This window comes from Streptomyces sp. BRA346, from assembly GCF_052851135.1.
In genome coordinates this window covers 511,132-535,562 of the sequence record NZ_JAIWIH010000005.1, presented here as the reverse complement: position 1 = coordinate 535,562, position 24,431 = coordinate 511,132, and the positions used below count along the sequence as shown (strand labels likewise).

The following is a 24,431-nucleotide window of genomic DNA, read 5'->3' as shown; positions in this document are numbered from 1 at the left end:
GGCAGCTTTATGCAAAGAAATTCACGGACAGCCCCGAGCCCCGTTATGACTGAGCGCTCTGGTTGCCCCTGGTCAGGACCGCGTCGCCCTCCTGCACTCGCCCCCGGAGGACTCGTCCCGCCCGACCGGCGCACTGCGGTCGTACGGGTCGACCTCCGTACCGGCTTCGTCCGCCCGGCGGTCCGCGCCGAAGGGCGGGGTGAAGTAGCCCGTGGGGGCGCCGCAGCCGCCGTTGGTCATGTCGTACGTGTACGAGACGATCGAGAACGTGCCCGGCTCGGTGATCACCTTGGCAGGGTCGTCCCAGCTCAGGACCAGCTCGCGCCGGACGATCGTGCGCACGATCTCGTCGTCGCCGCCCGCGTCCGCGCGGGTGACCGGGTAGACGAAGGTGACGTCGGCGGTCACCTGGAGCGCGCCGCGCTCGCCCTCCCGGTAGGTGAGCCGGCCCCGGGTCTTCACGACGTCGCCGACCAGGTGGGTGCGGGAGGGCTGGAAGCGGCTGAAGAGGAGGAGGGGGTCGTTCTTCTCGCTCGGGGCGCGGAAAGCGGTCTTCAGAAGGCCCTGGACGTCCTTCTGGTGCGGGTTGATCAGTGCGATCGCCTTCTCGGGGCGCTCGCCCCGCAGCACCCCACGGTCCAGGCCGGACGCGACGAGGAAGTCCCGGCTGCGGGCGAGGGCCCGCTCGACCTCGGCCGCGCTCATCCAGCCGACCGCCCCGGCCTTCGGCACGGTGATCCCCGCCGCTCCGCTCGCCCAGCCCGCCGCGGGCGAACCGCGGAACGGCTCGTCCGTGGTGGGGCGCTGGGCCGCCTCCGCCGGGGGTGCCTGGGTCGGGCGGGCGGTCTCGGCCGCGAGCGGCGGGGCGTCAGGGTCGTCACCGGCCAACAGGTCCACGATCCACCCCGGCGCGAGCGCCACCACCAGCAGCACCAGCGAGGCCAGCATTCCGACCACGTACCAGCCCGTGCGCCGCTTGGGCCGCGCGGGCGTGTAGCTGCGCCAGCCCTCCGGCTCGCGGCCGGGCTCCGCGCGCAGCCGCTTCGCCACGCCGCGGGCCCGCGCCGACGGCTCCTTGGGCGCGTCGGCGGCACCCGCCACCGACTCGCGCAGAAACCGCTCCCACTCCTCGTCGGATCTGGACGACCCGTCCGACTCCGTACCCGCACCCATCCCCAACCCCCTGGCAATCAGCAGACAGCGACCCACTCCCCTGGGACGCGTCCGCATCATGACACGGAGCACTGACAGCGCGGCCCGGCTGTGCGGACGGTGCGAGGGCGCCACCCGTTCTCAACTGGCCGGCTGAAAGCGCTCGATCACAGCGCACCCACGTAGGCTCCTCCCCTCGAGGGAGAGGCCCTGAGGTGAGGAGGGACCACAGATCATGGCAACGGGGGTAGGTAAGTGGCGGTGGCTGCCCAGCAGGCGGGTAATCGGGATCGTGGCGGTGGTGCTCGCCGTCGTCGCGGGCGCCGGCTGGTTGGCCAAGCCGGTGTGGCAGCCCTGGTGGTACGCCGCGACGCTGTGCGGGGGCCATCTGTCGGGCGACGACCTCGCCGAACTGCTGCCGGACGAACGGCTCCAGGCCGCCGAGGACACCTTCGGCTCCGGGCACGGTCCGCTCAGATGCGGGGTGAACGAGAACGATGGCCGGCATTTCGTCCTCAAGGTCGAGGCGCAGACCGACACGGGCGGGCGGCCGGGTCCGTTGGCCATGGAGTTCACCATCCCGAGCGATCCCCACTATGCCTTCCCCAGGGCCGTCCCCGGTTTCTACGGCAAGTTCGGCCCCGTGATCATTCAGGACTGCCCGAAGCTCGGCCGCGACGCCACGGGCCGAAAGCCGCGCCTCGTCACCACGGTGTACGCCCATGGCGTGGAGGACGATCCCTCACCCCAGTCACTGCGCACGGCCGTGCGCATCGCCAACGGCGCCAACGCCGAGATCGGCTGCGGGGCCGACTCGCTGCCGCTGCCGGACCGTGTCGAATCCACCCGGAAGCTGTCCCTGAGCCAGGCGGAGGGCACCATGTGCGGCTGGCTGACCCGGGGCACCCTGCCCAGGAGCCCGTCCGGCGAGGAGTGGCAGGTGGTCGCGCCCACGGACGAGCGGGCCCCCATCACCAGCTGCTCCCTGGTCGACTCCGGGACGGGCGAGTCCGCCGTGAGCCTCACGGGCTGGTACGGCGATTGGGCGAATGAGCCGTTCGAGACGCTGCTCTCGGCCAACGTTCGGATCCCCAAGGGGCACAGTTCCCGCGACGCGTTGCTCGGCGAGAACTTCGGCCGCGCCAAGGCCCGATGTGCCGGGGAGTCCGCCAACTTCCTCGCCGACAGCTACGCCCAGGACACCTCCCGACCTGTGCTGCCGATGAGCGAGACACGGCACCTCCTCAACGCGTTCGCGGCGGACCAGGCCGAGCGCCGTGGCTGCACCAACCTGGAGGTCCCCGGCCGCACCGTCCATCCGGACTTGCGCTGACGGCCCGGCGCCTGGCGGGGAAACGGCGGCGCGGGGCGTGGTGGCCGGGTCGGCGGTCGCGGCGGTCGCCTCAACGTCCGGAAGCAGCGGCCCACCGCGGACGCGGGCGCCGTGCACTGGGCTGACGGCAGCCGTCGTCCCGGTCGCCGTGCTCCCCGGGAAAAATTCCCCGAAGAATTTTCCGGGGAGCTGTCGATCCCGGCGTCTCCCGTTCGACGCAAGGGTGAGCGGCGGGGAACGGCCCCGCCCCGGCGACCGAGGAGTCACCATGCCGCGCTTTCTGACCCTGATCCGCATCGACGAGAAGAACGCCCCCGCCGAGGGCCCCAGCCCCGAGCTGATGGAGCGCATGGGCGCGCTGCTGGAGGAGATCACCAAGGCGGGCGTCATGCTCGACACGGCCGGGCTCAAGCCCACCTCCGAGGGCACCCGGGTCACCTGGTCCGGCGGCAAGATCAGCTACACCGACGGTCCGTTCACCGAGAGCAAGGAGGTCATCGGCGGCTACTCGCTCATCCAGGCCAAGGACAAGGCCGAGGCGCTGGAGTGGACGAAGCGGTTCCTGGAGACCCACGAGGACTACTGGACCATCACCGCCGAGGTCCGCGAGATCGACGAGGGCTGATCCGGTTCCGCTTGCCGCACCACCGGGCGGCTGCTCTGATGGGTGGCCGTGACGGCAGCAAACGCGACCGAAACGGTCGAAGCGGTCTTCAGGATCGAATCCGCGCGCATCATCGCAGGTGTCGCCCGCATCGTGCGGGACGTCGGCATCGCGGAGGAACTCGCGCAGGATGCCCTGATCGCCGCGCTGGAACAGTGGCCGGAGTCGGGCGTCCCGGACAAGCCGGGTGCCTGGCTCATGGCCACCGCCAAGCACCGCGCGATCGACCTCGTACGCCGCAAGGAGACGTACGCGAGCAAGCTGGCCGAGGTCGGGCGGGCGCTGGAGGACGTGCCGCCGCCCCCTCCCGCGGACCCCGACGATATTGATGACGACCTGCTGCGGCTCATCTTCACCGCCTGCCATCCGGTGCTGTCGCCGGAGGCCCGGATCGCCCTGACTCTCCGGCTGCTGGGCGGGCTGACGACGGAGGAGATCGCCCGCGCGTTCCTGGCCTCGGAGGCGGCCGTCGCCCAGCGCATCGTCCGCGCGAAGCGGTCGCTGGCCAAGGCCCGGGTGCCCTTCGAGGTGCCGTACGGGGAGGATCGGGCCGCCCGGCTCTCCTCGGTCCTGGAGGTCATCTACCTGATCTTCAACGAGGGCTACTCGGCGACGGCCGGGGCCGATCTGGTGCGCCCGGCCCTGTGCGAGGACGCGCTGCGCCTGGCGCGGGTGCTGGCGGGGCTCATGCCCAAGGAGCCCGAGGTCCACGGGCTGGCCGCGCTCCTGGAGTTCCAGGGCTCCCGCATCCCGGCCCGCACCGGCCCGGACGGCGCGCCGGTGCTGCTCGCCGACCAGAACCGGGCCAAGTGGAACCGGTTGCTGATCCGCCGCGGCGTCGAGGCCCTGCACCGCGCGGGCCACGGTCCGTACGCCCTCCAGGCCGCGATCGCCGCGTGCCACGCACGGGCGGTGCGCTACGAGGAAACGGACTGGAGGACCATCGCCGCCCTCTACGACCGGCTGGCCGTGCTGACCCCGTCCCCGGTGGTCGAGCTGAACCGGGCGGTCGCCGTCTCGATGGCGGAGGGCCCCGCCGCCGGTCTCGAACTGGTCGACGCCCTGGTGGCGGACCCCGCGCTGCGCGAGTACCACCTGCTGCCGAGCGTCCGCGGCGATCTGCTGGAGCGGCTGGGGCGGCGGGAGGAGGCCCGCGCCGAATACGAGCGCGCCGCCTCCCTGACCCGCAACGCCCCGGAGCGCCGGTTGCTGCGGGAGCGGGCCGAGCGGGTCTGAGACGGCGGCTTCAACTTCAACGCATTCGCAACATGTCCTTGCGCATGTACAGCCTCGTTCTGTTCTGGTCAGCGTTGACGTGATGGCATGCGACATCAGGTTTCCGCGTCGGCGGGCCCCGACTGCCGGGACCCGCCGACGTCACGGTTTCCCGCCCGTGGCCGGTGAAAACCTAGCCGCCGAGGGCCCCGGTGCCTGCCTCGACGATCGGAGACAGGGTGTCGTCCAGCATCTTGCCGTGCACCTTGAGGTTCCCGGTGGGGTCGGTGAGCATGCTGGTCACCTCCCACGACGGGTCACTCAGGTGGTACATCTCGGTGTGGTGCCACAGTGCGTCCACCGACTCGCCCACGGGACTGGTGAGGCTGGACACGGGTGCCGTCGCGTCGCCCGCGTGCGCGGTCGTCGTCGTTGCCGCCGAAGCCGTACCGGCACCGCCGACGCCCATGACCGCCACCGCAGCCACCAACGTTCCGGCATAGCCCACCCACCGCCGGCGTCCCGGCACGCCTGATGCAGCGACAGAATCCTGGTCGACTCGGTTCTTGTGGCGGTAAACCTTCACGAATTATCCCTTCCTTGCAGCACAGCAATCAGCCTGACGGCCTGATGCCCTTGGGTTGCAAGGAAAACCTCAGCACGTTCCCAACCCGACCTGGTTTCTCTCTGGTTGCCGACCTGATAACGGTGACTCACCGTCAAAGAGCCTATGTTATCGGACTGATTTAACCGCTGAATGACTCACGGGAAATGACGGAGCAACTGGGACGACGTCTGATCTCGGTGCGGCACCGCAATTCCCTCGCCATCTGCTGGAGACGCGGGGGCGGCCCCGCCGCCCGGGATCGCCTCGCCCGGCGCGGGTCTTTCCGTATATTCAGGAGAGGGACGATGATGACGATTCAGGGATTCGTGCCCACCACCTTCCGGACGGCTCCTCGATCCCGGCCGGAGGCCAACCACCTCGCTGACCTGCTGCTCCAGGCCGCCGAACAGTACCCGGACAACGGGCTGCGGTACTGCGGGGCGGACGACGTGACAGAGAGCCGGCTCCAGCGGTACCCCGAACTGCTGGGCGAAGCCTTCCGGATACTGGCGGGACTGCGCGCCCGTGGCACGGAAGCAGGCCGCACCATCGCTCTGCTGCTGGAGAGGCCGGAGGACTTCCTGTCCACCTTCTGGGCATGTCTGCTCGGTGGTATGACCGCCTGTCCCCTTGTTCCCCTACGCAATGATCCGGAGCGGTGGAGCGCTCAGCTCGCGCACGTCAACGCCCTGCTCGACGGTCCCCTGCTGGTCACCACAGCCCGGCTGCGTGACGATATGCCGGAGGTCCCGGGCCTGGAGGTGGCGGTCCTCGACCACCTCACCCCCGATGCGTGCGATATCGCCCCCGCGGACGTGACGATCTCCCATGCCCGGCCCACGGACGTCGCCCTGCTGGTCCTCACCTCGGGGTCCACGGGCAGCTCCAAGGCCGTCATGCTCACCCACGCGAACCTGCTGGCCTCCATGGCGGCCAAGGCCGAGATGCAGGGCCTCACCTCGACGGACATCACGCTCAACTGGATCTCGTACGATCACGTCGCTGCCCTGCTGGAGGCGCATCTGCTGCCGCTGTCGGTCGGTGCGAACCAGCTGCAGACCACCCCGAACACCATCCTGGGCGACCCGGTGCGCTTCCTCCGGCTCATCGACGCGCACCGCGTGACGATGACCTTCACGCCCAACTTCCTGCTCGGCCTGATCAACCAGGCCCTGGCGGAGATGCCCGGCGAACTGACCCTGGATCTGTCCGGACTGCGGCACATCGTCTCCGGTGGCGAGGCCAATCCGGTGGCCACCGGCGTGACCTTCCTGGACAACCTCGCTCCGTACGGACTCGACCGCGGCGCGCTGTGGCCGGCGTTCGGCATGACGGAGACCTGCGCCGGCAGCATCTACAATCGCGACTTCCCCGACCAGGACCTCGACGCGGAGTTCGCGGCGGTGGGTCGCTCGGTGACGGGCCTGACCATCCGGATTACCGAGGACGGCGGGGACCGGGTGCTGGCCGACGGCGAGATCGGCGAGGTCCAGCTGAACGGACCGATGGTTACCGGGGGCTACTTCAACAACGCGCAGGCCACCAAGGACGCGTTCACCACCGACGGCTGGTTCCGCACCGGCGACCTCGGGTGCCTCGTCGACGGCAGGCTCACCCTCGTCGGGCGCAGCAAGGACAGCATCATCGTCAACGGCGTGAACTACTTCAGCCATGAGCTGGAAGCGCTCCTGGAAGGCCTCGACGGGGTGTGCACATCGTACGTCGCAGCCTTCCCGACTCGCCCGGAGAGCAACGACACCGAGCAGCTGGTGGTGGCCTTCGCGACCACCCTGGACCCGGATGACGAGGCCGGTCTGCACCGCCTGCTGATCGCGGTACGCAACAGCACCGTCATGGCCTGGGGCTTCCGCCCGGCGCTGCTGCTGCCGCTGCCCAAGGACGCCTTCCCCAAGACCAGCCTCGGCAAGATCCAGCGTTCACTCATGCGAAAGCGCTTGGAGACCGGCGACTACGCCGCGCACCGGGCAGCCGTCGACGAACTGGTCACCCGCCACCTCGGCGGATACGACGCCCCCGCGGGCGAGACCGAGCAGGCCCTGGCCGGGATCTACGCCGAACTGTTCGACATGGCGCCCGAGACGATCAGCGCCACGGCCGGCTTCTTCGACCTGGGCGGCACCTCGTTGGACATCCTGCGCATGAAGAGGCTGGTGGGCACCCGGCTCGGTGCCACGGACCTGCCGGTTCTCGCCATCCTCACCGCGCCGAGCGTCCGCGAGCTCGCCAAGCGGCTCACGGTGGGCGAGGAGGAAGGTCCGGCCGGGTACGACCCGATCGTCCCTCTACAGACCAGTGGCGACAAGACGCCGCTGTTCTGCGTCCACCCGGGAGTCGGCGAGGTCCTCGTCTTCGTCAACCTGGCCAAGTACTTCGTACAGGAGCGCCCCTTCTATGCGTTGCGGGCGCGCGGCTTCAACCCCGGCGAGAAGCCCTTCGAATCCTTCGACGAAATGGCCCGTACGTACGCCGCCGCCATCCGCGAGAGGCAACCGCACGGCCCGTACGCACTGGCCGGCTACTCCTTCGGCTCGGCGGTGGCATTCGAGATCGCCAAGATCCTGGAGGCCGAGGGCGAGCGGGTCGACTTCCTCGGCAGCTTCAACCTCCCGCCCCACATCAAGTACCGCATGGACGAACTCGACTACATCGAGACCGCCGTCAACCTGGCGATGTTCCTGGAGCTGATTTCGAAGCAACAGGCTCTCGAGCTGCCCGCCCAGCTGCGTCCGCTCAGCAAGGACGAGCAGCTCAAGCACTTGATCGAGATCGCCCCGCCGGACCGGCTCGCCGAACTGGACCTCGATCTGCCCCGGTTCACGGCCTGGGCCGACCTCGCCGACGGCCTGACCGGACTCGGCCGCACCTACCACCCGAGCGGCACCGCGCGCTCGATGAGCGTGTTCTACGCGACCCCGCTGCGCGGAACCAAGGAGGACTGGCTCAACAACGAGCTCCGACGCTGGGACGAGCACACCCGCGAGGAGAACCGCTACCTCGACGTGCCCGGTGAGCACTACACGCTCATGGGTCCCCAGCACGTCGCCACCTTCCAGGCCATCCTCCGGACCGAGCTCGACCGGTCCCTCAACGGCGAGTAATCGCAGGAGAAAAGCTGTGACACGCGGTAAGAAGATTCTGATCACCGGTGGCACCGGCCAGGCGGCCCGCCCGGTCGCCGAGGCCCTCGCCGCCGACAACGAGGTCTGGTGCCTCGGCCGCTTCGCCACCCCCGGCGTCGAGGACGAACTGCGTACCCAGGGCATCACGACGTATCGCTGGGACATGGGCGAGGACACCCTCGACTCGCTGCCCGACGACTTCACTCACGTCATGCACTCCGCGGTGCACCGGGGCCACGACGGCGACTTCGACACCGCCATCGAGGTCAACTCGGTCGCCGTCGGAAGGCTCATGACCCACTGCCGCAAGGCGGATGCCTTCCTGCACGTGTCGACCGGCGCCTTCTACAAGCGCCAGACACTCGACCACCAGTACAAGGAGACCGATCCGCTGGACGGCGTGGCCGACTGGCTGCCGGCGTACCCCATCTGCAAGATCGCGGCGGAGGGCGCCGCCCGCGCGTACGCCCGCACGCTCGGGCTGCCCACCACCATCGCGCGCCTCAACATCTCGTACGGCCCCGCCTCCTACGGTGGTGTGCCCGTCATGTACTTCAAGAAGATGCTGGCCGGCGAGCCCCTCCCGATCCCGCTCGAAGGCCAGAACTGGGCATCGCTGATCCACACCGACGACCTCGTGCACCAGGTCCCGCTCCTGTGGGGCATCGCGAGCACGCCCGCGACAGTCGTCAACTGGGGCGGTGACGAGCCGGTCGGCATGACCGACTGCGCCGCGTACATGTCCGCGATCACAGGTGTCGAGGCGAAGTTCGAGAAGACCGCCGTCACCCGTGAGACATACGCCTTCGACAGCTCCAAGCGGCGTTCCCTGATCGGCGACTGCACCGTCGAGTGGCACGACGGCATCCGCCGCACGCTACGGGCGCACTTCCCCGACATTCCGCTGAAGGACGCGCAGAAGGTTTGCGTATGAGCGCCACCCACGTGGAGAAGCGGATACGGGCCGCGTACGAGGCCTTCCACCGCCGTGACATCGACGCCGTCCTGGCGTGCTTCGCCCCCGAAGTCGTCTGGGTGCACCCCGACGGCATGCGCGAGGTGGGCCTCGGCGGGCCCGAGCACGGGCACGATGGCATGCGGAAGTTCCTCGCCCGAGTGCCCCACGTACTGGGTGGGATGACCCTCGCCCCGCACGAGTTCCTGGTCGACGGCGACCGGGTGATGGTGCTCGGGGAACGGGAGGTCACCTCCCGCGACGGGAGGAAGGCGACCCTGCGGTTCGTCCACTCCTGGACGCTCGGCAAGGACGGCCTGGCCGTGCACTTCGAGGACTACTTCGACACCGTGGAGATGTTCCGGCTGATCGACCCGGGCTCGGTCCGCAGCCCGCAGCCCCAAGCCGGTGCATGACGCCACGGTGTTCGCCCGGGGCCTCCTGGCCGGACCCATGGGATTCACCAACACCGAGGAGACTCCGTCCGATGACCACCGCCTATCTGGGCCCGTCCGGTTCGTTCACCGAAGCCGCGCTCGTCGGCCTGGGGGTACGGTCTGGCGCGGCCGCACCGTACCCGAGCGTCCGCCAGGCGCTCGACGCCGTTCGCAGCGGGACGGCGGAGGCCGCGGTAGTGCCCTGGGAGAACTCCGTCGAGGGGGCCGTAAACGCCTCCGTCGACGCCCTCGCCCACAGCGAGAACCTGTGTATCACCGGCGAAACGCTGCTTCCCGTCCAATTCGCACTCGCCGTACCGCCGGGCGGCTCACTCTCCTCGGTGCGCCGGGTGCTGACGCATCCGCACGCCCACGCACAATGCCGCACCTGGACCGACATCCACCTCCCGCACGCTGATTTCGTCGCGTCCTCCTCGACCGCGCAGGCCGCCCGCGAGGTGGGAACGTCACGTGCTCCGAGTAGTGCCGCCATCGCCTCGCCAAAGACGCTCGCGAGGTACGGACTTGATGTCGTCGCCCAGAGCATAGGAGCCCGGCCGGACGCGGTGACCCGATTCGTGAAGGTCGCCCGACGCAAAAGACCGTCCTTGCCGACGGGGTCGGACCGCAGCACCCTCGTCGTGCCATTGGCGGGCAAGGTGAGCGACCTCCACGACGTACTGCATGAGTTCGTCCGCACCTCCGTGCCTCTGACATCGGTGCTGTCCAGACCCAGCGGTGCCGGCTTCGGCGGCTATTCCTTCCTCCTCGAATGCGAGGGCCATATAGACGAGCCCCCCGTCGGATCGGTCGTCGCGGCCTTGCGCCGCCGCAACAGCCGGATCGTTTTTCTCGGCAGCTACCCGCGTGCTGAATCCGCTAATTCTCCTGCATGAGGTAAAACGCTTTGACTTCCGTGACTTCACTGCTCGCCCCCTGACGCGCAGGACCTTCTCTCTCCGGGGTCGCACCACACGTACCGAACGCCCGCGACCTCTTCGCCGACGAGACCATGCGGCACGGCACCGCCGTGGTCAACGCCTCCCTCCCCTCTGAGAAATCCGTCCGGGCCTACGGACTGGAACCGATTTAAGATGCGGGCCTGATCACCACCGGGGAGGCATCGTGGCCGACAACGCGACCGAGGACGATCTGCCGCACCTGCGCCGCTGTGTGGAGCTGGCGGCCGAGGCGCTGGAGGCGGGTGACGAGCCCTTCGGCTCGGTGCTCGTCGCCGCGGACGGGACCGTCCTCGCCGAGGACCACAACCGGGTGGCGGGCGGCGACCACACCCGTCATCCGGAGTTGGCGCTGGCCCGCTGGGCGGCGGCGCGGCTGACGCCCGCGGAGCGGGCCGCGGCGACCGTCTACACCTCGGGCGAGCACTGCCCGATGTGCGCGGCCGCGCACGGCTGGGTCGGGCTCGGCCGCATCGTGTACGCCAGCTCGTCGGAGCAGCTGTCGGGCTGGCTCGCCGAACTCGGCGTGGCCGCGCCGCCGGTGCGGACCCTGCCGATCCGGGAGGTCGTGCCCGGCGCGGTGGTGCAGGGGCCGTACGCCGAGCTCGCCGAGGAGGTCCGTACGCTGCACCGCCGCTTCCACGGCGCGGGCTGACCCTGGTCGGGAGCCGCGGTCAGCGGATGAGGTGCACGGTGAAGCCGGTGTCCGTCGCGTTGACGGGAACGGCGTGGATGAATCCGTGCGCCGTCCGGTAGCGCCCGGTACCGCCGGTGATCGCGAGGTTGATGTCGGCCTCGGGTCCGGCCGCGGTGACGGAGATCAGCCCCTGAATGGTGAGGTCCCCGTCGGGAAGGGTGAGCGTGCCCACGCACTGCTGGTCGAAGGAGTCGACGACGGGGCCGACCCGGGTGAGCGTACAGACCTCGCCGTAGTGGCCCACCACGGCGCTGCCCTGGAGGAGGTCCCCGCTGATGACGAACTCGTCCCCCTGGCTGGGCCCGGACGTGCCCACGTCGACGAAGCTGAACTGCGTCTGGTGCGCGACCAGGCTGAAGACCTGCTCGCGCCCGATGGGGTACGGCGGATGGCCGTTGCCCCAGAAGGGCACCGGGACGGCGGCCACGGCGGGAGCGGCGCACAGGAGGGCAGCGGTCACGGCGGTGGCGGCGCTCAGGCCGAGGTACCGGAGAAGACGCATGATGACAATTCCCATCAAGTCGTAGGGGCTTCGGCATCAGCGTTGCGGCACGCACCGGAAACGGCGACTCGACAAGATCATTTGGGTGATCGCGAGGCCGTCAGCCCGACGTGTCCCCCTCCACCCGCAACCGCCACTGCCCGGCGCGGCCGGTGAGGGCGACGGTGGACAGCGGGGCCACGTCGACGTTCCAGTAGCAGTGCGGCGGCGCCTTGATGGCGTACGTCAGGGCGGCGCGCACCACCCAGGGGTCCGCCACCGCGAGCACCTTGGCGTGCTCCTCGGCCGGCCGGGTGTCCAGCCAGCGGCCGACCCGGGTGATGAACGCCACCAGCGGTTCGCCGCCGTGCGGCGCCGAGCGGGGGTCGGCGAGCCACGCGTCGACCTGGCGCGGCTCGCGCGCCATCACATCGGCGAGGGTACGGCCGCTCCAGCGGCCCATGTCCCAGTCGCGCAGGGCGAGCTGGGCGAGCGGCGTGAAGCCGAGCGCGAGGCCGGTCTCCCGGCTGCGCGGCGACGGCGAGCAGTAGCGCAGCTCGGCCGCGGCCAGCGGCAGCAGGCCGGGCGCGGCGCGCTCGGCGGCGCGGCGGCCCGACGGGTCCAGCGGCCGGTCGTCGCCGAAGCGTTCCCCGAGCCGCCCGGAGGTCGCGGCGGCGGCGACCAGCGTCAGCCGAAACGTCATTGGCGCATCGTACGGTTTGCCGGGCTCCCGGGGTGGGCTCCTGTATGAGAAGGGTGTCCGTTATCCGAGCACCTCGTCGCATGCGGTACGCAACCGCCGGGCACCCTCGGCGAGTTCGCCGGTGCCCGCGACGGAGGCGAAACTCAGCCGGACATGTGGTGCGGGCGGCTCCGCGCTGAAGTACGGGCGGCCGGGGGCCACGGCGACCCCGGCGCGCAGCGCGGCGGACGCGAGGGCGGCCTCGTCGGTGCCGTGCGGCAGGCGCAGCCACAGGTGGTAGCCGCCGGGTGGCACATGGGGCGGGGGCAGCTCGGGAAGCTCCCGCCGCACCGCCGTGACCAGCGCCTCGCGGCGGGTGCGCAGCTCGGCGGCGACGGTCCGCAGATGGCGCGGCCAGGAGGGCGCGCCGACCAGTTCCAGCGCGGTTTCCTGGAGCGGGCGCGGGACGAAGAAGCTGTCCACGACCTGGATCGCGCGCAGCCGCTCCAGCGCCGGGCCGCGGGCGGCGAGCGCGCCCACCCGGAGGCTGGGCGAGGTGACCTTGGTGAGGGAGCGGACGTGGACCACCACCCCGTCGGGGTCGTCCGCGGCGAGGGCCGCGGGCAGCGGGGGCGCGTCCTCGTGGACGAGGTGGCGCGCGAAGTCGTCCTCGACCACGAACGCGCCCGCCTCGCGCGCGATCCGGATCACCTCACGGCGCCGTTCGGCGGAGAGCACCGCGCCGGTCGGGTTCTGGAACAGCGGCTGGCAGACGACGACGCGGGCGCCGCCCGCCCGCAGCGCCTCGGCGAGCAGATCGGTGCGGATGCCGTCGGCGTCGGCCGGGACGGGGACCGGGCGCAGCCCGGAGGCGCGGGCGGCGGCGAGCATGCCGGGGTAGGTGGGCGATTCGACCAGGACGGGCGCGCCGGGCGGGGCGAGGGCGCGCAGCGCGCAGGTCAGCGCGGACTGGCCGCCCGCGGTGACCAGGACGTCGGCGGCGGCGACGGCACCGCCGCGGCCGCCGATCTCGCGGGCGAACCAGGCGCGCAGCTCGGGCAGGCCCTCCATCGGCGGGCGGCCCCAGGCGCCGGGCCGCCGACCGGCCCGGGCCAGGGCGGCGGCCATGGCGCGCTCGGGCTGGAGCGAGGGGTGCAGATAGCCGGCGTTCAGCTCCAGGATTCCCGGCGGCGGGACGGCGAGGGTGGCCAGGACGCCCGAGGCGTCGACCGAGCGCGGGACCGATTCACCGGGCGTCTCGACGCTCAGCGCGACCTCCTGCCAGGAGGTGTCCCCGGCCCGTGGTGCCTCGACCCGCGGCGCGGCCCGGAAGGCACCGGCGCCGGGCCGGGTGACGACGAGCCCCTCGGCGGCGAGCGCGGCGAGGGCGCGGGAGACGGTGACCGGACTCACCCGGTGGCGTTCGACCAGGGCGCGACTGGACGGCAGCTTCTCACCGGGAGAGTAGCGGTTCAGATCCCGGCGGAGGGATTCGACCAGTTCGGCGACGCTGCTACGCTCTTGCATGAGAGCACAGGATAGCGCTACTGCCGACGACACGATAGCGGTGAGCGGTCCCACCGGCCCCGGGCCGGACGCCGCCACCGCAGCCACCGCCGCCACCAAGCCCACTGCCGCCACCGCCACCATCGCGGCCGATTCCCACGGCACCGCCCGCAGCGGGACGCTGCTGGCCGCCCTCGGGGTGGTCGCCTTCTCCCTCACCTTCCCCGGCACCGCCTGGGCCCTGGAGGGGCTGGGCCCCTGGTCGGTGACCACCTGCCGGGTGGTGCTCGCGGCGCTGGTGGCCGGGGGCGTGCTGGCGGCGCGGCGCGTGGCGCCGCCGCAGCGGCGCCACTGGCCCGGGCTGCTGGTGGTCGCGGCCGGGGTGGTGATCGGGTTTCCGCTGCTGACCACGCTCGCGCTCCAGACCTCCACCACCTCGCACGCCGCCGTGGTCGTCGGGCTGCTGCCGCTCACGACGGCCGTGTTCTCCGCCGTACGCACCGGCGCACGGCCCTCGCGCCGGTTCTGGGCGGCGGCGCTCACCGGGGCCGCGGTGGTGATCGGCTTCGCGGTGCAGCAGAGCGGTGGCGCCCTGACCAGCGGCGATCTGTATCTGTTCGGCGCGCTGCTGGTGTGCGCGGCGGGCTACGCCGAGGGCGGGCGGCTGGCCCGCACCATGCCGGGCTGGCAGGTGATCGGCTGGGCGCTGGTGGCGTGTGTCCCGGTGGCCGTTCCGGGCGCGGCGATCGCGCTGTCCGCCGAGCCCGTGCAGCTCGGCGGCCACGCCGTGACCGGTCTGCTGTGGCTGGCGGTGGGCTCGCAGTTCGTGGGCCTGGTGGTCTGGTACCGCGGCATGGCCGCCATCGGCGTGGCCCGGGCCAGCCAGCTCCAGCTGGCCCAGCCGCTGCTGACCCTGGTGTGGTCGGTGCTGCTGCTCGGCGAACACATCGGCCCCGCCGCGCCGATCGCCGCCGTCGCCGTGCTGGTGTGCATCGGGGTGACGCAGCGGGGGTGAACAACAGACGCGAACCGGGGTGAGCCCGGCGGGCGCGATCCGGGTGCACCGGCCATAGACTGGCCACAGGGATCGCATTGCCCTCCGGGTAGCCGCACTACAGGAGGTCACGCAGATGGAGGCGACCGTAGGCGACAAGCTGCTGGTGCACGGCAGGGTTGTCGGAGTTCACGACCGGACCGCAGAAATCATCGAAGTGCTCGGGGACCACGGTGAACCGCCGTACCGCGTCCGTTACGAGGACGACGGTCATGAATGCCTGTTCTCCCCGGGACCCGACTCCGTCGTACGTCACCTGCCCGCCGGACAGCGGCCGCGGTAGCGGCGCGGCCGCTGCCCGGGCTCAGCGGGGCGGACGTACCCGGCACGGATAGTGGTCGGCGACCACGCGCGCCATCGCGCCGTTGCGGTCGGCGGCCACTTCCTTCGCCGAGAAGTACACGTTCCCCCGCACCTGCGGGTGGTCCGCGCACAGGGTGAGGTGCCGGGACAGCTCCGCCGGGTCCTGCCAGGGCGCGGGCTGCGCCGGATCGCCCGCCTTGTACAGCGCCTCGCCGATGAAGAGGTCGACCCCGGTGCCCCGCACCAGCTCCGCCCACCAGGGCACGAGCTTGGCGTAGTCGGCGGCCGCGAAGCCGATGTTCCAGTACACCTGCGGGACGATGTAGTCGATCCAGCCCTCCCGCACCCAGCGCCGGGTGTCCGCGTACAGGTCGTCGTACGTCTGCACCCCGGCCCGGGTGTCGGAGCCGACCGGGTCGGTGGCGCGGTTGCGCCACACCGCGAACGGGCTGATGCCGAACCGCACGCTCCGCTTCAGCCGCTTGATGCGTAGGCCGGTCTCCCGCACCAGCAGGTCGATGTTGTTCCGCCGCCACGCGGCCCGGTCGGGGAAGCCCGCGCCGTGGCGCGCGTACGCCGCGTCGTCGTCGAAGACCTGGCCCGCCACCGGATACGGGTAGAAGTAGTCGTCCCAGTGGACGGCGTCGATGTCGTAGCGGGCGACGGCGTGCAGCATCGCGTCCTGGACGAAGCGGCGGACCTCGGGCAGCCCGGGGTTGTAGTAGAGCTTGCCGCCGTAGGGCACGACCCACTCGGGGTGCCGCCGGGCGGGGTGGGTGGGGAGCAGCCTGGTGGGGTCGGCGTGGTTCGCGATGCGGTACGGATTGAACCAGGCGTGCAGCTCCAGACCGCGCCGGTGCGCCTCGCGCACGGCGGTGCCCAGCGGATCCCAGCCCGGGTCCTGGCCCTGCACCCCGGTCAGCCACTCCGACCAGGGCTCGTACGGGGACGGCCACAGCGCGTCGGCGGTGGGGCGGACCTGGAAGACGACCGCGTTGAGCCTCCGCTCGACGGCGGTGTCGAGGAAGGCGAGCAGCGAGGCCCGCTGTTCGGCGGCGGGGAGTCCGGGGCGCGCGGGCCAGTCGCGGTTCGCGACCGTGGCCAGCCACATCCCGCGGAACTGTCTGCGGCTCCCCCGCCCGTCCCCGGCCCCTTCCTCCGCCTGGTCCGCCGCCGCCTCGCCCGGCCAGGCGGCCGCGGCCAGCCCCCCGGCGGCCGCGGCCGTCAGGCTTCGCCGTGTGATACCCGTGATCCGACCCATGCTCACTCCTCACTCAGGCGCAACTCCCGCCGATGATGGGCGCCTTGGGGGCGGGCGGCAATGGGTCCCCCTCGACTTCACCCTTCTCGCGGGGCCATCCGGCCGTTAGCATCGAAAGCACGCACGCATGGGAGCGCTCCCAAAACACCAGACCCCCACGCCCGGAGAGGAAGTTCCCGTGCGCAGCAGAGGCAGGAGAACACCGTTCGGCGCGCTCATGGCCGCGCTGGCACTCGTCGGCGGATTATTGACCGCGGCCGCCGCCCCCGCCGCGGCCCGCCCCGACGACTCCCCCACCCGACAGCACAAGGCGGAAAACTACGGCTGGAAGAACGTCCGCATCGACGGCGGCGGTTTCGTCCCCGGCATCGTCTTCAACCGCAAGGAGAAGAACCTCGCCTACGCCCGCACCGACATCGGCGGCGCGTACCGCTGGGACCAGTCAGGCAAGCGGTGGGTGCCGCTGCTGGACTCGGTGGGCTGGGACCGCTGGGGCTGGACCGGCGTGGTCAGCCTGGCCAGCGATCCGGTCGCGCCGGACAAGGTGTACGTGGCGGCCGGTACGTACACCAACAGCTGGGACCCGGGCAACGGCGCGATCCTGCGCTCCTCCGACCGGGGCGCCACCTGGCAGTCGACGGCGCTCCCCTTCAAGCTCGGCGGCAACATGCCGGGCCGCGGCATGGGCGAGCGGCTGGCGGTCGACCCGAACAAGAACAGCGTGCTGTACCTCGGCGCGCCCAGCGGCAACGGCCTGTGGCGCTCCACCGACTCCGGCGTCACCTGGTCGAAGGTGACCGCCTTCCCGAACCCCGGAAACTACGTCCAGGACCCGAACGACAGCAGCGGCTACGCGAGCGACAACCAGGGCGTGGTGTGGGTGACGTTCGACGAGCGCACCGGCTCGTCCGGCAGCGCCACCAAGACCGTCTACGTGGGCGTGGCCGACAAGGACAACACGGTCTACCGCTCGACCGACGCGGGCGCCACCTGGTCGCGGGTGCCCGGGCAGCCCACCGGCTACCTCTCCCACAAGGGCGTGCTCGACACCAAGAACGGCTACCTCTACCTCACCACGAGCGACAAGGGCGGCCCGTACGACGGCGACAAGGGCCAGGTGTGGCGGTACGCCACGGCGACCGGCGAGTGGAAGAACATCAGCCCCCTGGCGGACGCCGACACCTCCTTCGGCTACAGCGGGCTCACCGTCGACCGCCAGAAGCCCGGCACCCTCATGGTGACCGGCTACAGCTCCTGGTGGCCGGACACCCAGATCTTCCGCTCCACCGACTCCGGCGCCACCTGGACCCGGGCCTGGGACTACACCAGCTACCCGAACCGCTCCTTCCGCTACACCCAGGACATCTCCTCCGTCCCCTGGCTGTCCTTCGGCACCAACCCGACACCGCCCGAGGTCACCCCGAAGCTGGGCTGGATGACGGAGGCGCTGGAGATCGACCCGTTCGACTCCAACCGGATGATGTACGGCACCGGCGCGACGATCTTCGGCACCGAGAACCTGACCGCGTGGGACTCCGGCGGCCAGGCGAAGATCACGCCGATGGTGAAGGGCCTGGAGGAGACCGCGGTCAACGACCTGGCCAGCCCGCCGTCCGGCGCCCCGCTGCTGAGCGCACTCGGCGACCTCGGCGGCTTCCGCCACACCGACCTCGACGCGGTGCCCGCGAAGATGTACGCCTCGCCGTCGTTCACCACGAGCACCAGCCTGGACTACGCCGAGACCGGCCCGAACACCGTGGTGCGGGTCGGCAACAACGACTCCGCCCCGCGCATCGCCTTCTCGACCGACAACGGCGCCAACTGGTTCCAGGGCACCGAACCACCCGGCGTCACCGGCGGCGGCACGGTGGCCGCGGCGGCGGACGGCAGCGGCTTCGTCTGGAGCCCCGACGGCGCGTCGTCCGTCTACCGCACCACCGGCTTCGGCAATTCCTGGACGGCGTCGAGCGGCATCCCGGCCGGGGCGACCGTCGAGTCCGACCGCAAGAACCCGAAGAAGTTCTACGGCTACAAGTCCGGCACGTTCTACGTGAGCAGCGACGGCGGCGCGACCTTCACCGCCAGGGCGTCCTCCGGGCTGCCCGCCGAGAGCGTGCGCTTCAAGGCCGTCCCCGGCGCGGAGGGCGACATCTGGCTCGCGGGCGGCACCGCGACCGGCGCGTACGGGCTGTGGCACTCCACGGACTCCGGCGCGACCTTCACCAAGCTGCCGGGCGTCCAGCAGGCCGACACCATCGGCTTCGGCAAGGCCGCCAAGGGCGCCTCGTACCAGACGCTCTACACCAGCGCCAAGATCGGCGGGGTGCGCGGCATCTTCCGCTCCACCGACGCCGGGAAGAGCTGGACCCGGATCAACGACGACGCCCACCAGTGGGGCTGGACCGGCGCCACCATCACCGGCGACCCCCGGGTCTACGGCCGGGTCTACGTCGGCACGAACGGCCGCGGGATCCTGCGCGGGGACGTGTCGTAACGGGCCCATCAGCACACCGTGAGGACGGTCGGGCCGGGGCGTGCCAATGCCGCCCCGGCCCGTCCGCCGCGCCTAACCGGGGGGTAACGTCTGGGTCGACAGGGGGATCGACACAGACAGCTAGCTCAGCGAAAGGCACGATGTGACCGACATCGAACGCGTCGGAGTAGTGGGCTGCGGCCAGATGGGAGCGGGCATCGCGGAGGTGTGTGCGCGGTCCGGCCTGGAGGTCATGGTCGCCGAGACCACCGGCGAGGCCCTGGAGATCGGCCGTACCCGCCTGACCACCTCGCTCGACAAGGCCGCCGCCCGCGGCAAGATCACCGAGGAGGAGCGGGACGCGACGCTGGAGCGGCTGAGCTTCACCACCGACCTCGGGGAGTTCGCCGACCGCGACCTGGTCATCGAGGCCGTCGTGGAGAGCGAGCAGATCAAGACGGAGATCTTCCAGGTCCTGGACCAGGTGGTGACCCGCCCGGACGCGATCCTCGCCTCGAACACCTCGTCCATCCCGCTGGTCAAGCTGGCCGTCGCGACCTCCCGCCCGGACCAGGTCATCGGCATCCACTTCTTCAACCCGGCCCCGGTGCAGTCGCTGGTCGAGCTGATCCCGGCGCTGACCACCGGCGAGGAGACCATCAAGCGCGCCGAGGCGCTGGTCGAGGGCGTGCTCGGCAAGCACGCGATCCACGCCCTGGACCGGGCCGGGTTCGTCGTCAACGCGCTGCTGATCCCGTACCTGCTGTCCGCCATCCGGATGTTCGCCTCCGGGGTCGCGAACCGCGAGGACATCGACAACGGCATGGAGATGGGCTGCGCCCACCCCATGGGCCCGCTCAAGCTGTCCGACCTGATCGGCCTGGACACCATCGCGGCGATCGCCGACTCGATGTACTCCGAGTACAAGGAGCCGCTGTACGCCGCTCCCCCGCTGCTGCTGCGCATGGTCGACGCGGGTCGGCTGGGCCGCAAGACGGGCTCGGGCTTCTACGAGTACGCCTGACTCACTCCGCGGTGTCCAGCTCCGCGCCCGCGTCGGCGGTGAGCACGCCCCGTAGTTCGGTGATCTGGCCGACCAGTCGCAGGACGTCGCCCCGGCCTTCGAGCGTGATCAGCACCTCGACGACATCCGTCGCGCCGGACCCGGTCTCCTCGCCTTCGGCACGGACGCTCCGGGTCAGCCGGTCCCGGCCCTTCCACGGGGCCCGGTTCACCCGCACCCGCAGCACCCGGAAACCGGCGGCCGTGCACAACTCCAGAACGCGGGGCAGCAGTCCGCCGCCCACCCGGTAGGACAGCTGCAACTCCCGCTGCTCGGCCGACAGGATCGCCGGCATATGGCGGGTGATCAGCGGATAGCCGCGCGCCACCAGGAAGTGGACAGCGGTGGCGGCGGTGGCCAGCAGCGGCAGGCCACCGCCGCAGGCCATGCCGACCGCGCAGGTCAGCCAGATGGTCGCGGCGGTGGTCAGACCGCGCACGGCATCCCGCCGTACGAAGATCAGGCCGCCGCCGATGAAGCCGATGCCCGAGACCATCTGCGCGGCCACCCGCGAGGGGTCCAGGTCGACGTGTTCACGGCTCAGCACATCGGCGAAACCGTACTGGGACACCTGCATGAAGAGCGCGCTGCCCACGCCCACCAGGGTGTGGGTGCGCAGTCCGGCGCTCTTCTGGAGCACGGCCCGTTCGAGCCCGATCAGGGTGGACAGCAGCAGTGCGATACCGAGCGCGGCGAACTGCCGGGCTCCCTGGTCAGCACCGAAGTCCCACATCGGAGCGGCGATCATGCGTCCACTTCCTTCGGTTACCCGGTCCTCCTCGCTCCCATCGCTACCCGCGGGCCGTTGCGCCACTCCGGTGGCCGCACGGCACACGAAGCTCTCGCCTTCCGGTGCACGGCGCTGCACGGCGCTGTTCGCACGGGGTGTGCGCCGGTGACTCACACACCATCCCCACACACGCTCCCGCACCCCTTGGTGATGCGGTTGACTCGGAGCGTGAACAGTGCAGTACGGACGTACATCCGGAAGGGGAGCAAACCCGTGACCACCGAGCCCGAGCAGACCGCGTTAGCCGTGGAGCTCGCGGAACTCCGCCGGACCGTCGAAGTGGGCTTCGCCCGCGTCGACGGCCGGCTCATCCTGCACGACCACCGTGGAGAGCAGACGGAGGAAGAGCTGAGCCAACTCGCCGGGCGCGTCCGCGTCCTGGAGCACGGGCGCTGGCCGCTGCCCTCCATCGCCGCGCTGACGGGGGTATCCGCGCTGGCGCTGGCGGTGTGGCAGGCGGCGGGACACTAGCCGTTCCCGGCCGGGGCCCCGTCGCCCGCCGCGGCCCGCGCGGTGGGGATCAGCCCAGGCGGATGTGGTGGAGCAACAGCAGGGCAGCCGCCATGTTCGCCGCGGGCACCTCACCGCGCGCGACCAGGTCGGGCACCAGCTTCAGTGGAACCCATTCACGGCGGTCCGACTCGAAGTCGTCCTCCGGGGGGCCGACGTACTCGGCTTCCTCGGCCCAGTAGATGTGGTGCCGGGCGTCGGTGAGCCCGTTGGACGGCTCCACGGAGAGCAGATGGCGCAGCGGGCCTGGCCGCCAGCCGGTCTCCTCCTCCATCTCGCGCGCCGCCGCACCCTCGATGTCCTCGCCGTCCTCGACGACACCCGCGGCCAGTTCCCAGCCCCAGTTGTCGGTGATGAAACGGTGCCGCCACAGCAGCAGTACTTCGTTGGCCTCGTTCACGACCGTCGCCACGGCCACCGGCCGCAACCGGATCAGGTAGTGGTCCAGATGACGGCCGTCGGGGAGTCTGACGTCAGCGAGGTTGACCCGGAACCATCGGTTCTCGTACACGGTCTGCTCCGTGAGATTCTTCCATCGCATTGGTCGGCCACCTTCCGTCGGAGAGATGGCAATCCTCGCGGCCAACCGCTGACGAGGGCGCGGCCACGGTGGGGACCGCGCGGGCGGCCACGCTCAGAGCGGCACGCGCAGGGCCCCGTCGATGAGTTCGGCGGCCTCGGACGTCGCCGCGCACTCGCTGGCGGCCAGGTGTTCGCGTACCGCGCGGAGGCGGTCGCGTAACCGCTGGGATTCCATGCCCCGGGCCCGTTCGGTCATTTCGACCGCCGTGGCACCCGCCCGGTCCGCGTCTCCCTGCCGCAGTTCGATGTGGGTGAGCATGGCGAGCCGGTGCACCCGGCCCCGGTCGTGGGCGGGCGTGCCGACCGCGGCGGTGGCGTGCTCCCGGGCGGCGCCGAGGTCGCCGAGGCTCAACAGCGCCTCCGCGACCTGGATGTTGACCAGGCCCGGCTGCACATAGCCGGTCTCGTCGGGCTCCTGTCCCGGCCGGATCCGCTCGGCGGCGGTCTCGGCACGCCGGATGCAGGCCAGCGCGCTGTGGCCGTCGCCGAGTTTCGCGTACGACTTGGCCTGCATCGCGTACAGGTCGGCGGCGAGCGCCGGGGTGATCTGGGACCCCGCGGCGCGCAGCGCCGATTCGGCGAACGCGACGGCCTGCCGGTACTCCTTCATGAACAGCGACTGGGTGACGAGCAGCGCTATCACATACGCGCCCAGGCCCCGGTCCCCGCTGGCCTTGGCGAGCCGCAGCGCCTGGTGGAAGTAGCGCTGGGCCAGGCCGTGGGCGTTGGAGTCGTACGCGCAGATCCCGGCGATGGCGACCAGGCCGCCGGTCGCCCGGTGCAGCTGGCGGCCCATGTCGTCGCCGTAGGCGCCGCGCAGCAGGGGCGCGGTCTCGGAGTTGAGGAAGCCGACGACCCGGGCTCTGGTCGCGATGCCGCCCGCCTTGCGGTACATCTGCTCGTAGTGGGCGCGGGCGGCGCGCAGCATGTCGAGGTCGGTCATGGAGACGCGCGTGAGGCCGTGGCGGGAGACGTCCGAGTCCTCGGGCGGGTTCTCCCACTCCCACACCGGGATCACGGCGGGCGTGCCGGTGACCGCGGGGGCTCCTATGACGTGCGGGCGCTGCTGTTCGTCGGAGCGCCACAGCGCGGTGGCGCGCTCGACGAAACCGGAGAGCGGGGTGGCGGGGGCGCGCGGGGTGCCGGGGGTGCCGAGGCCGATGTCGTCGAGGGTGAGGGCGCGGTGCAGCCGCTCGCCGAGCACCTCGCAGATGAGGTCCGGCACTTGGCCGCGCGGCCGCTGCCCCTTCAGCCAGCGGGCCACCGCGGTGTGTTCGTACCGCAGCTTCATGCCCCGGGCCCGGCCCGCCTCGTTGATGTGCGCGGCCAGTCCGGCGTGGGAGACTCCGGCCTCGTCGAGTACGGAGTCGAGCAGTGTGTTGGGCTCCATGTCGCCCTCCCGGTGGACTCTGCGCGTATCAGCGTAGTGAAGTCCGTTTCACACGGGGTGTGAAGCCCGCGGGCAGCGGACAGCGGTCGTTGCGGAGCGCCACCAGGGCGATGTCGTCGGCGAGCCGTCCGCCGGTGTGGCGCAGCAGAGCCGCCCGCACCGCCGCCACGACCGCCGCGGGGATGATGGGGCCGCTGCCCGCGGCCTCGCCGAGGGCGTGGCGCAGCGGGAAGAACGTGCCGTGGGCGTCGCGCGCGTCCTCGGCGCCGTCGGTGTACAGGACGAGCGCGTCCCCCGGGCACAGCGCGGTGCAGTGCACCAGGGGCAGTTCGGCGGGGAGCGGGAACAGGCCGAGCGGGGGCAGGACGTCACCGGGGGCGATCTGCCGGGCCATCGCCGGGCCCACGGGCTGCTCGTGGAGCCGGTACGGCCAGGGATGGCCGCAGTTGAGCGCGGTCAGCTCGCCGCCGGGGCCGATCTCCAGCAGCAGGACGGTCACGAACTCCTCGCCGTGGTCGTCGCCGAGGTGGCGCCGCAGCGCGCGGTCCAGCCGCCTGAGGACACCGGCGAGTTCGGCCTCCTCGTGCGCCGCCTCGCGGAAGCTGCCGAGCACGGCGGCGACGGTGCCGAGGGCGGCGAGGCCGTGGCCGCGTACGTCCCCGATGACGGCGCGGACGCCGTGCGCGGTGGCCAGCACCTCGTACAGATCGCCGCCGAGCGCGGCGCCGTGGCTGGCCGACAGCGCGCCGCCCGCCATCTCGATCCCGTCCAGCCGGGACGGCAGCGGCCGCAGCACCACCTCCTGTGCGGCGGCGGCCACTTCGCGGGCCCGCTCCAGCTCGCGGACCAGCCGGGAGCGGCGGCCTCGATACGCGTACGCGAGGACGGGGACGGGGGCGGCCAGCAGCGGGACCAGCAGTGGATGGTGGGGGCAGTACCGCTGCCAGCCGACGGCGCACAGCAGCCACAGACCCGAAAGCGCGAGGCCCAGCCTCCGCCCGCACACCGCCCTGATCCCGATCATGCGCAGCCCCCACTCGCAGCCAACCGCAACGATTCTCGCGACAGCGACTGCCAAAAAGGGAAGGAACCTTCCGATTCTCACCCGATCAAGTGAAGTTGTGGGCAATCGTTCCGCGGGGCGGAACGGGTGGGCACAACCCACCCACCGGCCCGC

The 24,431-nt window shown here is 71.3% G+C and carries 23 protein-coding genes; 13 read left to right on the top strand and 10 right to left on the bottom strand.

Going from position 1 to position 24,431, the window contains the following annotated elements; translation table 11 throughout:
- Positions 1-72: 72 nt before the first annotated feature.
- Positions 73-1,173 carry a hypothetical protein gene (locus tag LCH29_RS09105; RefSeq protein ID WP_446461180.1) on the bottom strand — a complete coding sequence of 367 codons (1,101 nt, stop codon included), beginning with the start codon at positions 1,171-1,173 and terminating at the stop codon, positions 73-75.
- Between the two features lie 214 nt (positions 1,174-1,387).
- Between LCH29_RS09105 and LCH29_RS09100 the strand changes: the two genes are divergently transcribed.
- The 3 genes from LCH29_RS09100 to LCH29_RS09090 all read left to right on the top strand — a co-directional run bounded on the left by LCH29_RS09100 (position 1,388) and on the right by LCH29_RS09090 (position 4,385).
- A complete protein-coding gene (locus LCH29_RS09100; protein ID WP_446461179.1) occupies positions 1,388-2,485 on the top strand; it encodes a hypothetical protein in 1,098 nt (365 codons plus the stop codon).
- Positions 2,486-2,753: 268 nt separating this feature from the next.
- Positions 2,754-3,110: a YciI family protein gene (locus LCH29_RS09095; RefSeq protein WP_446461178.1), complete on the top strand. Its 357-nt coding sequence runs from the start codon at positions 2,754-2,756 to the stop codon at positions 3,108-3,110.
- 48 nt (positions 3,111-3,158) lie between these two features.
- The gene (locus LCH29_RS09090; protein WP_446461177.1) at positions 3,159-4,385 is read left to right on the top strand and encodes an RNA polymerase sigma factor; all 1,227 of its coding nucleotides are present in this window, start codon (positions 3,159-3,161) and stop codon (positions 4,383-4,385) included.
- 172 nt (positions 4,386-4,557) lie between these two features.
- On the opposite strand, the gene LCH29_RS09085 is transcribed toward LCH29_RS09090, so the two are convergent.
- Entirely contained in the window at positions 4,558-4,851 is a 294-nt protein-coding gene (locus tag LCH29_RS09085) for a hypothetical protein (protein ID WP_154685911.1), read from the bottom strand.
- 428 nt (positions 4,852-5,279) lie between these two features.
- Between LCH29_RS09085 and LCH29_RS09080 the strand changes: the two genes are divergently transcribed.
- The 5 genes from LCH29_RS09080 (at position 5,280) to LCH29_RS09060 (ending at position 11,117) form a co-directional block, all read left to right on the top strand.
- Complete coding sequence (locus LCH29_RS09080) at positions 5,280-8,090, top strand: AMP-binding protein (protein WP_446461296.1); 2,811 nt, start codon at positions 5,280-5,282, stop codon at positions 8,088-8,090.
- A 16-nt stretch (positions 8,091-8,106) separates the two neighbouring features.
- A complete protein-coding gene (locus tag LCH29_RS09075; protein ID WP_446461176.1) occupies positions 8,107-9,045 on the top strand; it encodes an NAD-dependent epimerase/dehydratase family protein in 939 nt (312 codons plus the stop codon).
- Entirely contained in the window at positions 9,042-9,482 is a 441-nt protein-coding gene (locus LCH29_RS09070; RefSeq protein ID WP_446461175.1) for a nuclear transport factor 2 family protein, read from the top strand. The genes LCH29_RS09075 and LCH29_RS09070 overlap by 4 nt, the downstream gene beginning before the upstream one ends.
- A gap of 71 nt (positions 9,483-9,553) precedes the next feature.
- Complete coding sequence (pheA, locus tag LCH29_RS09065; RefSeq protein ID WP_446461174.1) at positions 9,554-10,399, top strand: prephenate dehydratase; 846 nt, start codon at positions 9,554-9,556, stop codon at positions 10,397-10,399.
- 229 nt (positions 10,400-10,628) lie between these two features.
- Positions 10,629-11,117 carry a nucleoside deaminase gene (locus LCH29_RS09060; RefSeq protein WP_446461173.1) on the top strand — a complete coding sequence of 163 codons (489 nt, stop codon included), beginning with the start codon at positions 10,629-10,631 and terminating at the stop codon, positions 11,115-11,117.
- 19 nt (positions 11,118-11,136) lie between these two features.
- Here LCH29_RS09060 and LCH29_RS09055 read toward each other — a convergent pair whose 3' ends face one another.
- The 3 genes from LCH29_RS09055 to LCH29_RS09045 all read right to left on the bottom strand — a co-directional run bounded on the left by LCH29_RS09055 (position 11,137) and on the right by LCH29_RS09045 (position 13,849).
- On the bottom strand, positions 11,137-11,661 hold the full coding sequence (locus LCH29_RS09055) for an allene oxide cyclase barrel-like domain-containing protein (RefSeq protein WP_446461172.1): 525 nt from the start codon (positions 11,659-11,661) through the stop codon (positions 11,137-11,139).
- Positions 11,662-11,761: 100 nt separating this feature from the next.
- The gene (locus tag LCH29_RS09050; protein WP_446461171.1) at positions 11,762-12,343 is read right to left on the bottom strand and encodes a histidine phosphatase family protein; all 582 of its coding nucleotides are present in this window, start codon (positions 12,341-12,343) and stop codon (positions 11,762-11,764) included.
- A gap of 60 nt (positions 12,344-12,403) precedes the next feature.
- A complete protein-coding gene (locus LCH29_RS09045) occupies positions 12,404-13,849 on the bottom strand; it encodes an aminotransferase-like domain-containing protein (protein ID WP_446461170.1) in 1,446 nt (481 codons plus the stop codon).
- Here LCH29_RS09045 and LCH29_RS09040 point away from each other — a divergent pair.
- Positions 13,848-14,843 carry a DMT family transporter gene (locus LCH29_RS09040; RefSeq protein ID WP_446461169.1) on the top strand — a complete coding sequence of 332 codons (996 nt, stop codon included), beginning with the start codon at positions 13,848-13,850 and terminating at the stop codon, positions 14,841-14,843. The genes LCH29_RS09045 and LCH29_RS09040 overlap by 2 nt on opposite strands.
- 115 nt (positions 14,844-14,958) lie before the next feature.
- On the top strand, positions 14,959-15,165 hold the full coding sequence (locus tag LCH29_RS09035) for a DUF1918 domain-containing protein (protein ID WP_009713813.1): 207 nt from the start codon (positions 14,959-14,961) through the stop codon (positions 15,163-15,165).
- A 21-nt stretch (positions 15,166-15,186) separates the two neighbouring features.
- Here the strand turns inward: LCH29_RS09035 and LCH29_RS09030 are convergent, their stop codons facing one another.
- The gene (locus tag LCH29_RS09030; protein WP_446461168.1) at positions 15,187-16,446 is read right to left on the bottom strand and encodes a glycoside hydrolase family 10 protein; all 1,260 of its coding nucleotides are present in this window, start codon (positions 16,444-16,446) and stop codon (positions 15,187-15,189) included.
- Positions 16,447-16,624: 178 nt separating this feature from the next.
- On the opposite strand from LCH29_RS09030, the gene LCH29_RS09025 reads away from it, so the two are divergent.
- Both LCH29_RS09025 and LCH29_RS09020 read left to right on the top strand, forming a co-directional pair.
- Complete coding sequence (locus tag LCH29_RS09025) at positions 16,625-18,940, top strand: xyloglucanase (RefSeq protein ID WP_446461167.1); 2,316 nt, start codon at positions 16,625-16,627, stop codon at positions 18,938-18,940.
- Positions 18,941-19,082: 142 nt separating this feature from the next.
- Positions 19,083-19,943: a 3-hydroxybutyryl-CoA dehydrogenase gene (locus LCH29_RS09020; RefSeq protein WP_446461166.1), complete on the top strand. Its 861-nt coding sequence runs from the start codon at positions 19,083-19,085 to the stop codon at positions 19,941-19,943.
- Position 19,944: 1 nt separating this feature from the next.
- Here LCH29_RS09020 and LCH29_RS09015 read toward each other — a convergent pair whose 3' ends face one another.
- Entirely contained in the window at positions 19,945-20,730 is a 786-nt protein-coding gene (locus LCH29_RS09015; RefSeq protein ID WP_446461165.1) for an MgtC/SapB family protein, read from the bottom strand.
- 255 nt (positions 20,731-20,985) lie between these two features.
- Here LCH29_RS09015 and LCH29_RS09010 point away from each other — a divergent pair, with 255 nt between their 5' ends.
- Positions 20,986-21,243, top strand: coding sequence for a hypothetical protein (locus LCH29_RS09010; protein ID WP_446461164.1), 258 nt, complete (start codon positions 20,986-20,988; stop codon positions 21,241-21,243).
- Positions 21,244-21,292: 49 nt separating this feature from the next.
- On the opposite strand, the gene LCH29_RS09005 is transcribed toward LCH29_RS09010, so the two are convergent.
- The 3 genes from LCH29_RS09005 to LCH29_RS08995 form a co-directional block, all read right to left on the bottom strand.
- Positions 21,293-21,823, bottom strand: coding sequence for an NUDIX hydrolase (locus LCH29_RS09005; RefSeq protein ID WP_184503541.1), 531 nt, complete (start codon positions 21,821-21,823; stop codon positions 21,293-21,295).
- Positions 21,824-21,916: 93 nt separating this feature from the next.
- Positions 21,917-23,254 carry a transcriptional regulator gene (locus tag LCH29_RS09000; protein WP_446461163.1) on the bottom strand — a complete coding sequence of 446 codons (1,338 nt, stop codon included), beginning with the start codon at positions 23,252-23,254 and terminating at the stop codon, positions 21,917-21,919.
- A 28-nt stretch (positions 23,255-23,282) separates the two neighbouring features.
- Positions 23,283-24,278: a PP2C family protein-serine/threonine phosphatase gene (locus tag LCH29_RS08995; protein WP_446461162.1), complete on the bottom strand. Its 996-nt coding sequence runs from the start codon at positions 24,276-24,278 to the stop codon at positions 23,283-23,285.
- Positions 24,279-24,431: the final 153 nt, after the last annotated feature.

Coding starts and splice junctions, on each gene's coding strand:
- LCH29_RS09040 (WP_446461169.1), top strand. CDS start 13,848: ATGAGAGCACAGGATAGCGCTACTGCCGACGACACGATAGCGGTGAGC.
- LCH29_RS09050 (WP_446461171.1), bottom strand. CDS start 12,343: ATGACGTTTCGGCTGACGCTGGTCGCCGCCGCCGCGACCTCCGGGCGG.
- LCH29_RS09030 (WP_446461168.1), bottom strand. CDS start 16,446: ATGGGTCGGATCACGGGTATCACACGGCGAAGCCTGACGGCCGCGGCC.
- LCH29_RS09035 (WP_009713813.1), top strand. CDS start 14,959: ATGGAGGCGACCGTAGGCGACAAGCTGCTGGTGCACGGCAGGGTTGTC.
- LCH29_RS08995 (WP_446461162.1), bottom strand. CDS start 24,278: ATGATCGGGATCAGGGCGGTGTGCGGGCGGAGGCTGGGCCTCGCGCTT.
- LCH29_RS09045 (WP_446461170.1), bottom strand. CDS start 13,849: ATGCAAGAGCGTAGCAGCGTCGCCGAACTGGTCGAATCCCTCCGCCGG.
- pheA (WP_446461174.1), top strand. CDS start 9,554: ATGACCACCGCCTATCTGGGCCCGTCCGGTTCGTTCACCGAAGCCGCG.
- LCH29_RS09100 (WP_446461179.1), top strand. CDS start 1,388: ATGGCAACGGGGGTAGGTAAGTGGCGGTGGCTGCCCAGCAGGCGGGTA.
- LCH29_RS09000 (WP_446461163.1), bottom strand. CDS start 23,254: ATGGAGCCCAACACACTGCTCGACTCCGTACTCGACGAGGCCGGAGTC.
- LCH29_RS09015 (WP_446461165.1), bottom strand. CDS start 20,730: ATGATCGCCGCTCCGATGTGGGACTTCGGTGCTGACCAGGGAGCCCGG.
- LCH29_RS09105 (WP_446461180.1), bottom strand. CDS start 1,173: ATGGGTGCGGGTACGGAGTCGGACGGGTCGTCCAGATCCGACGAGGAG.
- LCH29_RS09095 (WP_446461178.1), top strand. CDS start 2,754: ATGCCGCGCTTTCTGACCCTGATCCGCATCGACGAGAAGAACGCCCCC.
- LCH29_RS09055 (WP_446461172.1), bottom strand. CDS start 11,661: ATGCGTCTTCTCCGGTACCTCGGCCTGAGCGCCGCCACCGCCGTGACC.
- LCH29_RS09080 (WP_446461296.1), top strand. CDS start 5,280: ATGACGATTCAGGGATTCGTGCCCACCACCTTCCGGACGGCTCCTCGA.
- LCH29_RS09070 (WP_446461175.1), top strand. CDS start 9,042: ATGAGCGCCACCCACGTGGAGAAGCGGATACGGGCCGCGTACGAGGCC.
- LCH29_RS09005 (WP_184503541.1), bottom strand. CDS start 21,823: ATGCGATGGAAGAATCTCACGGAGCAGACCGTGTACGAGAACCGATGG.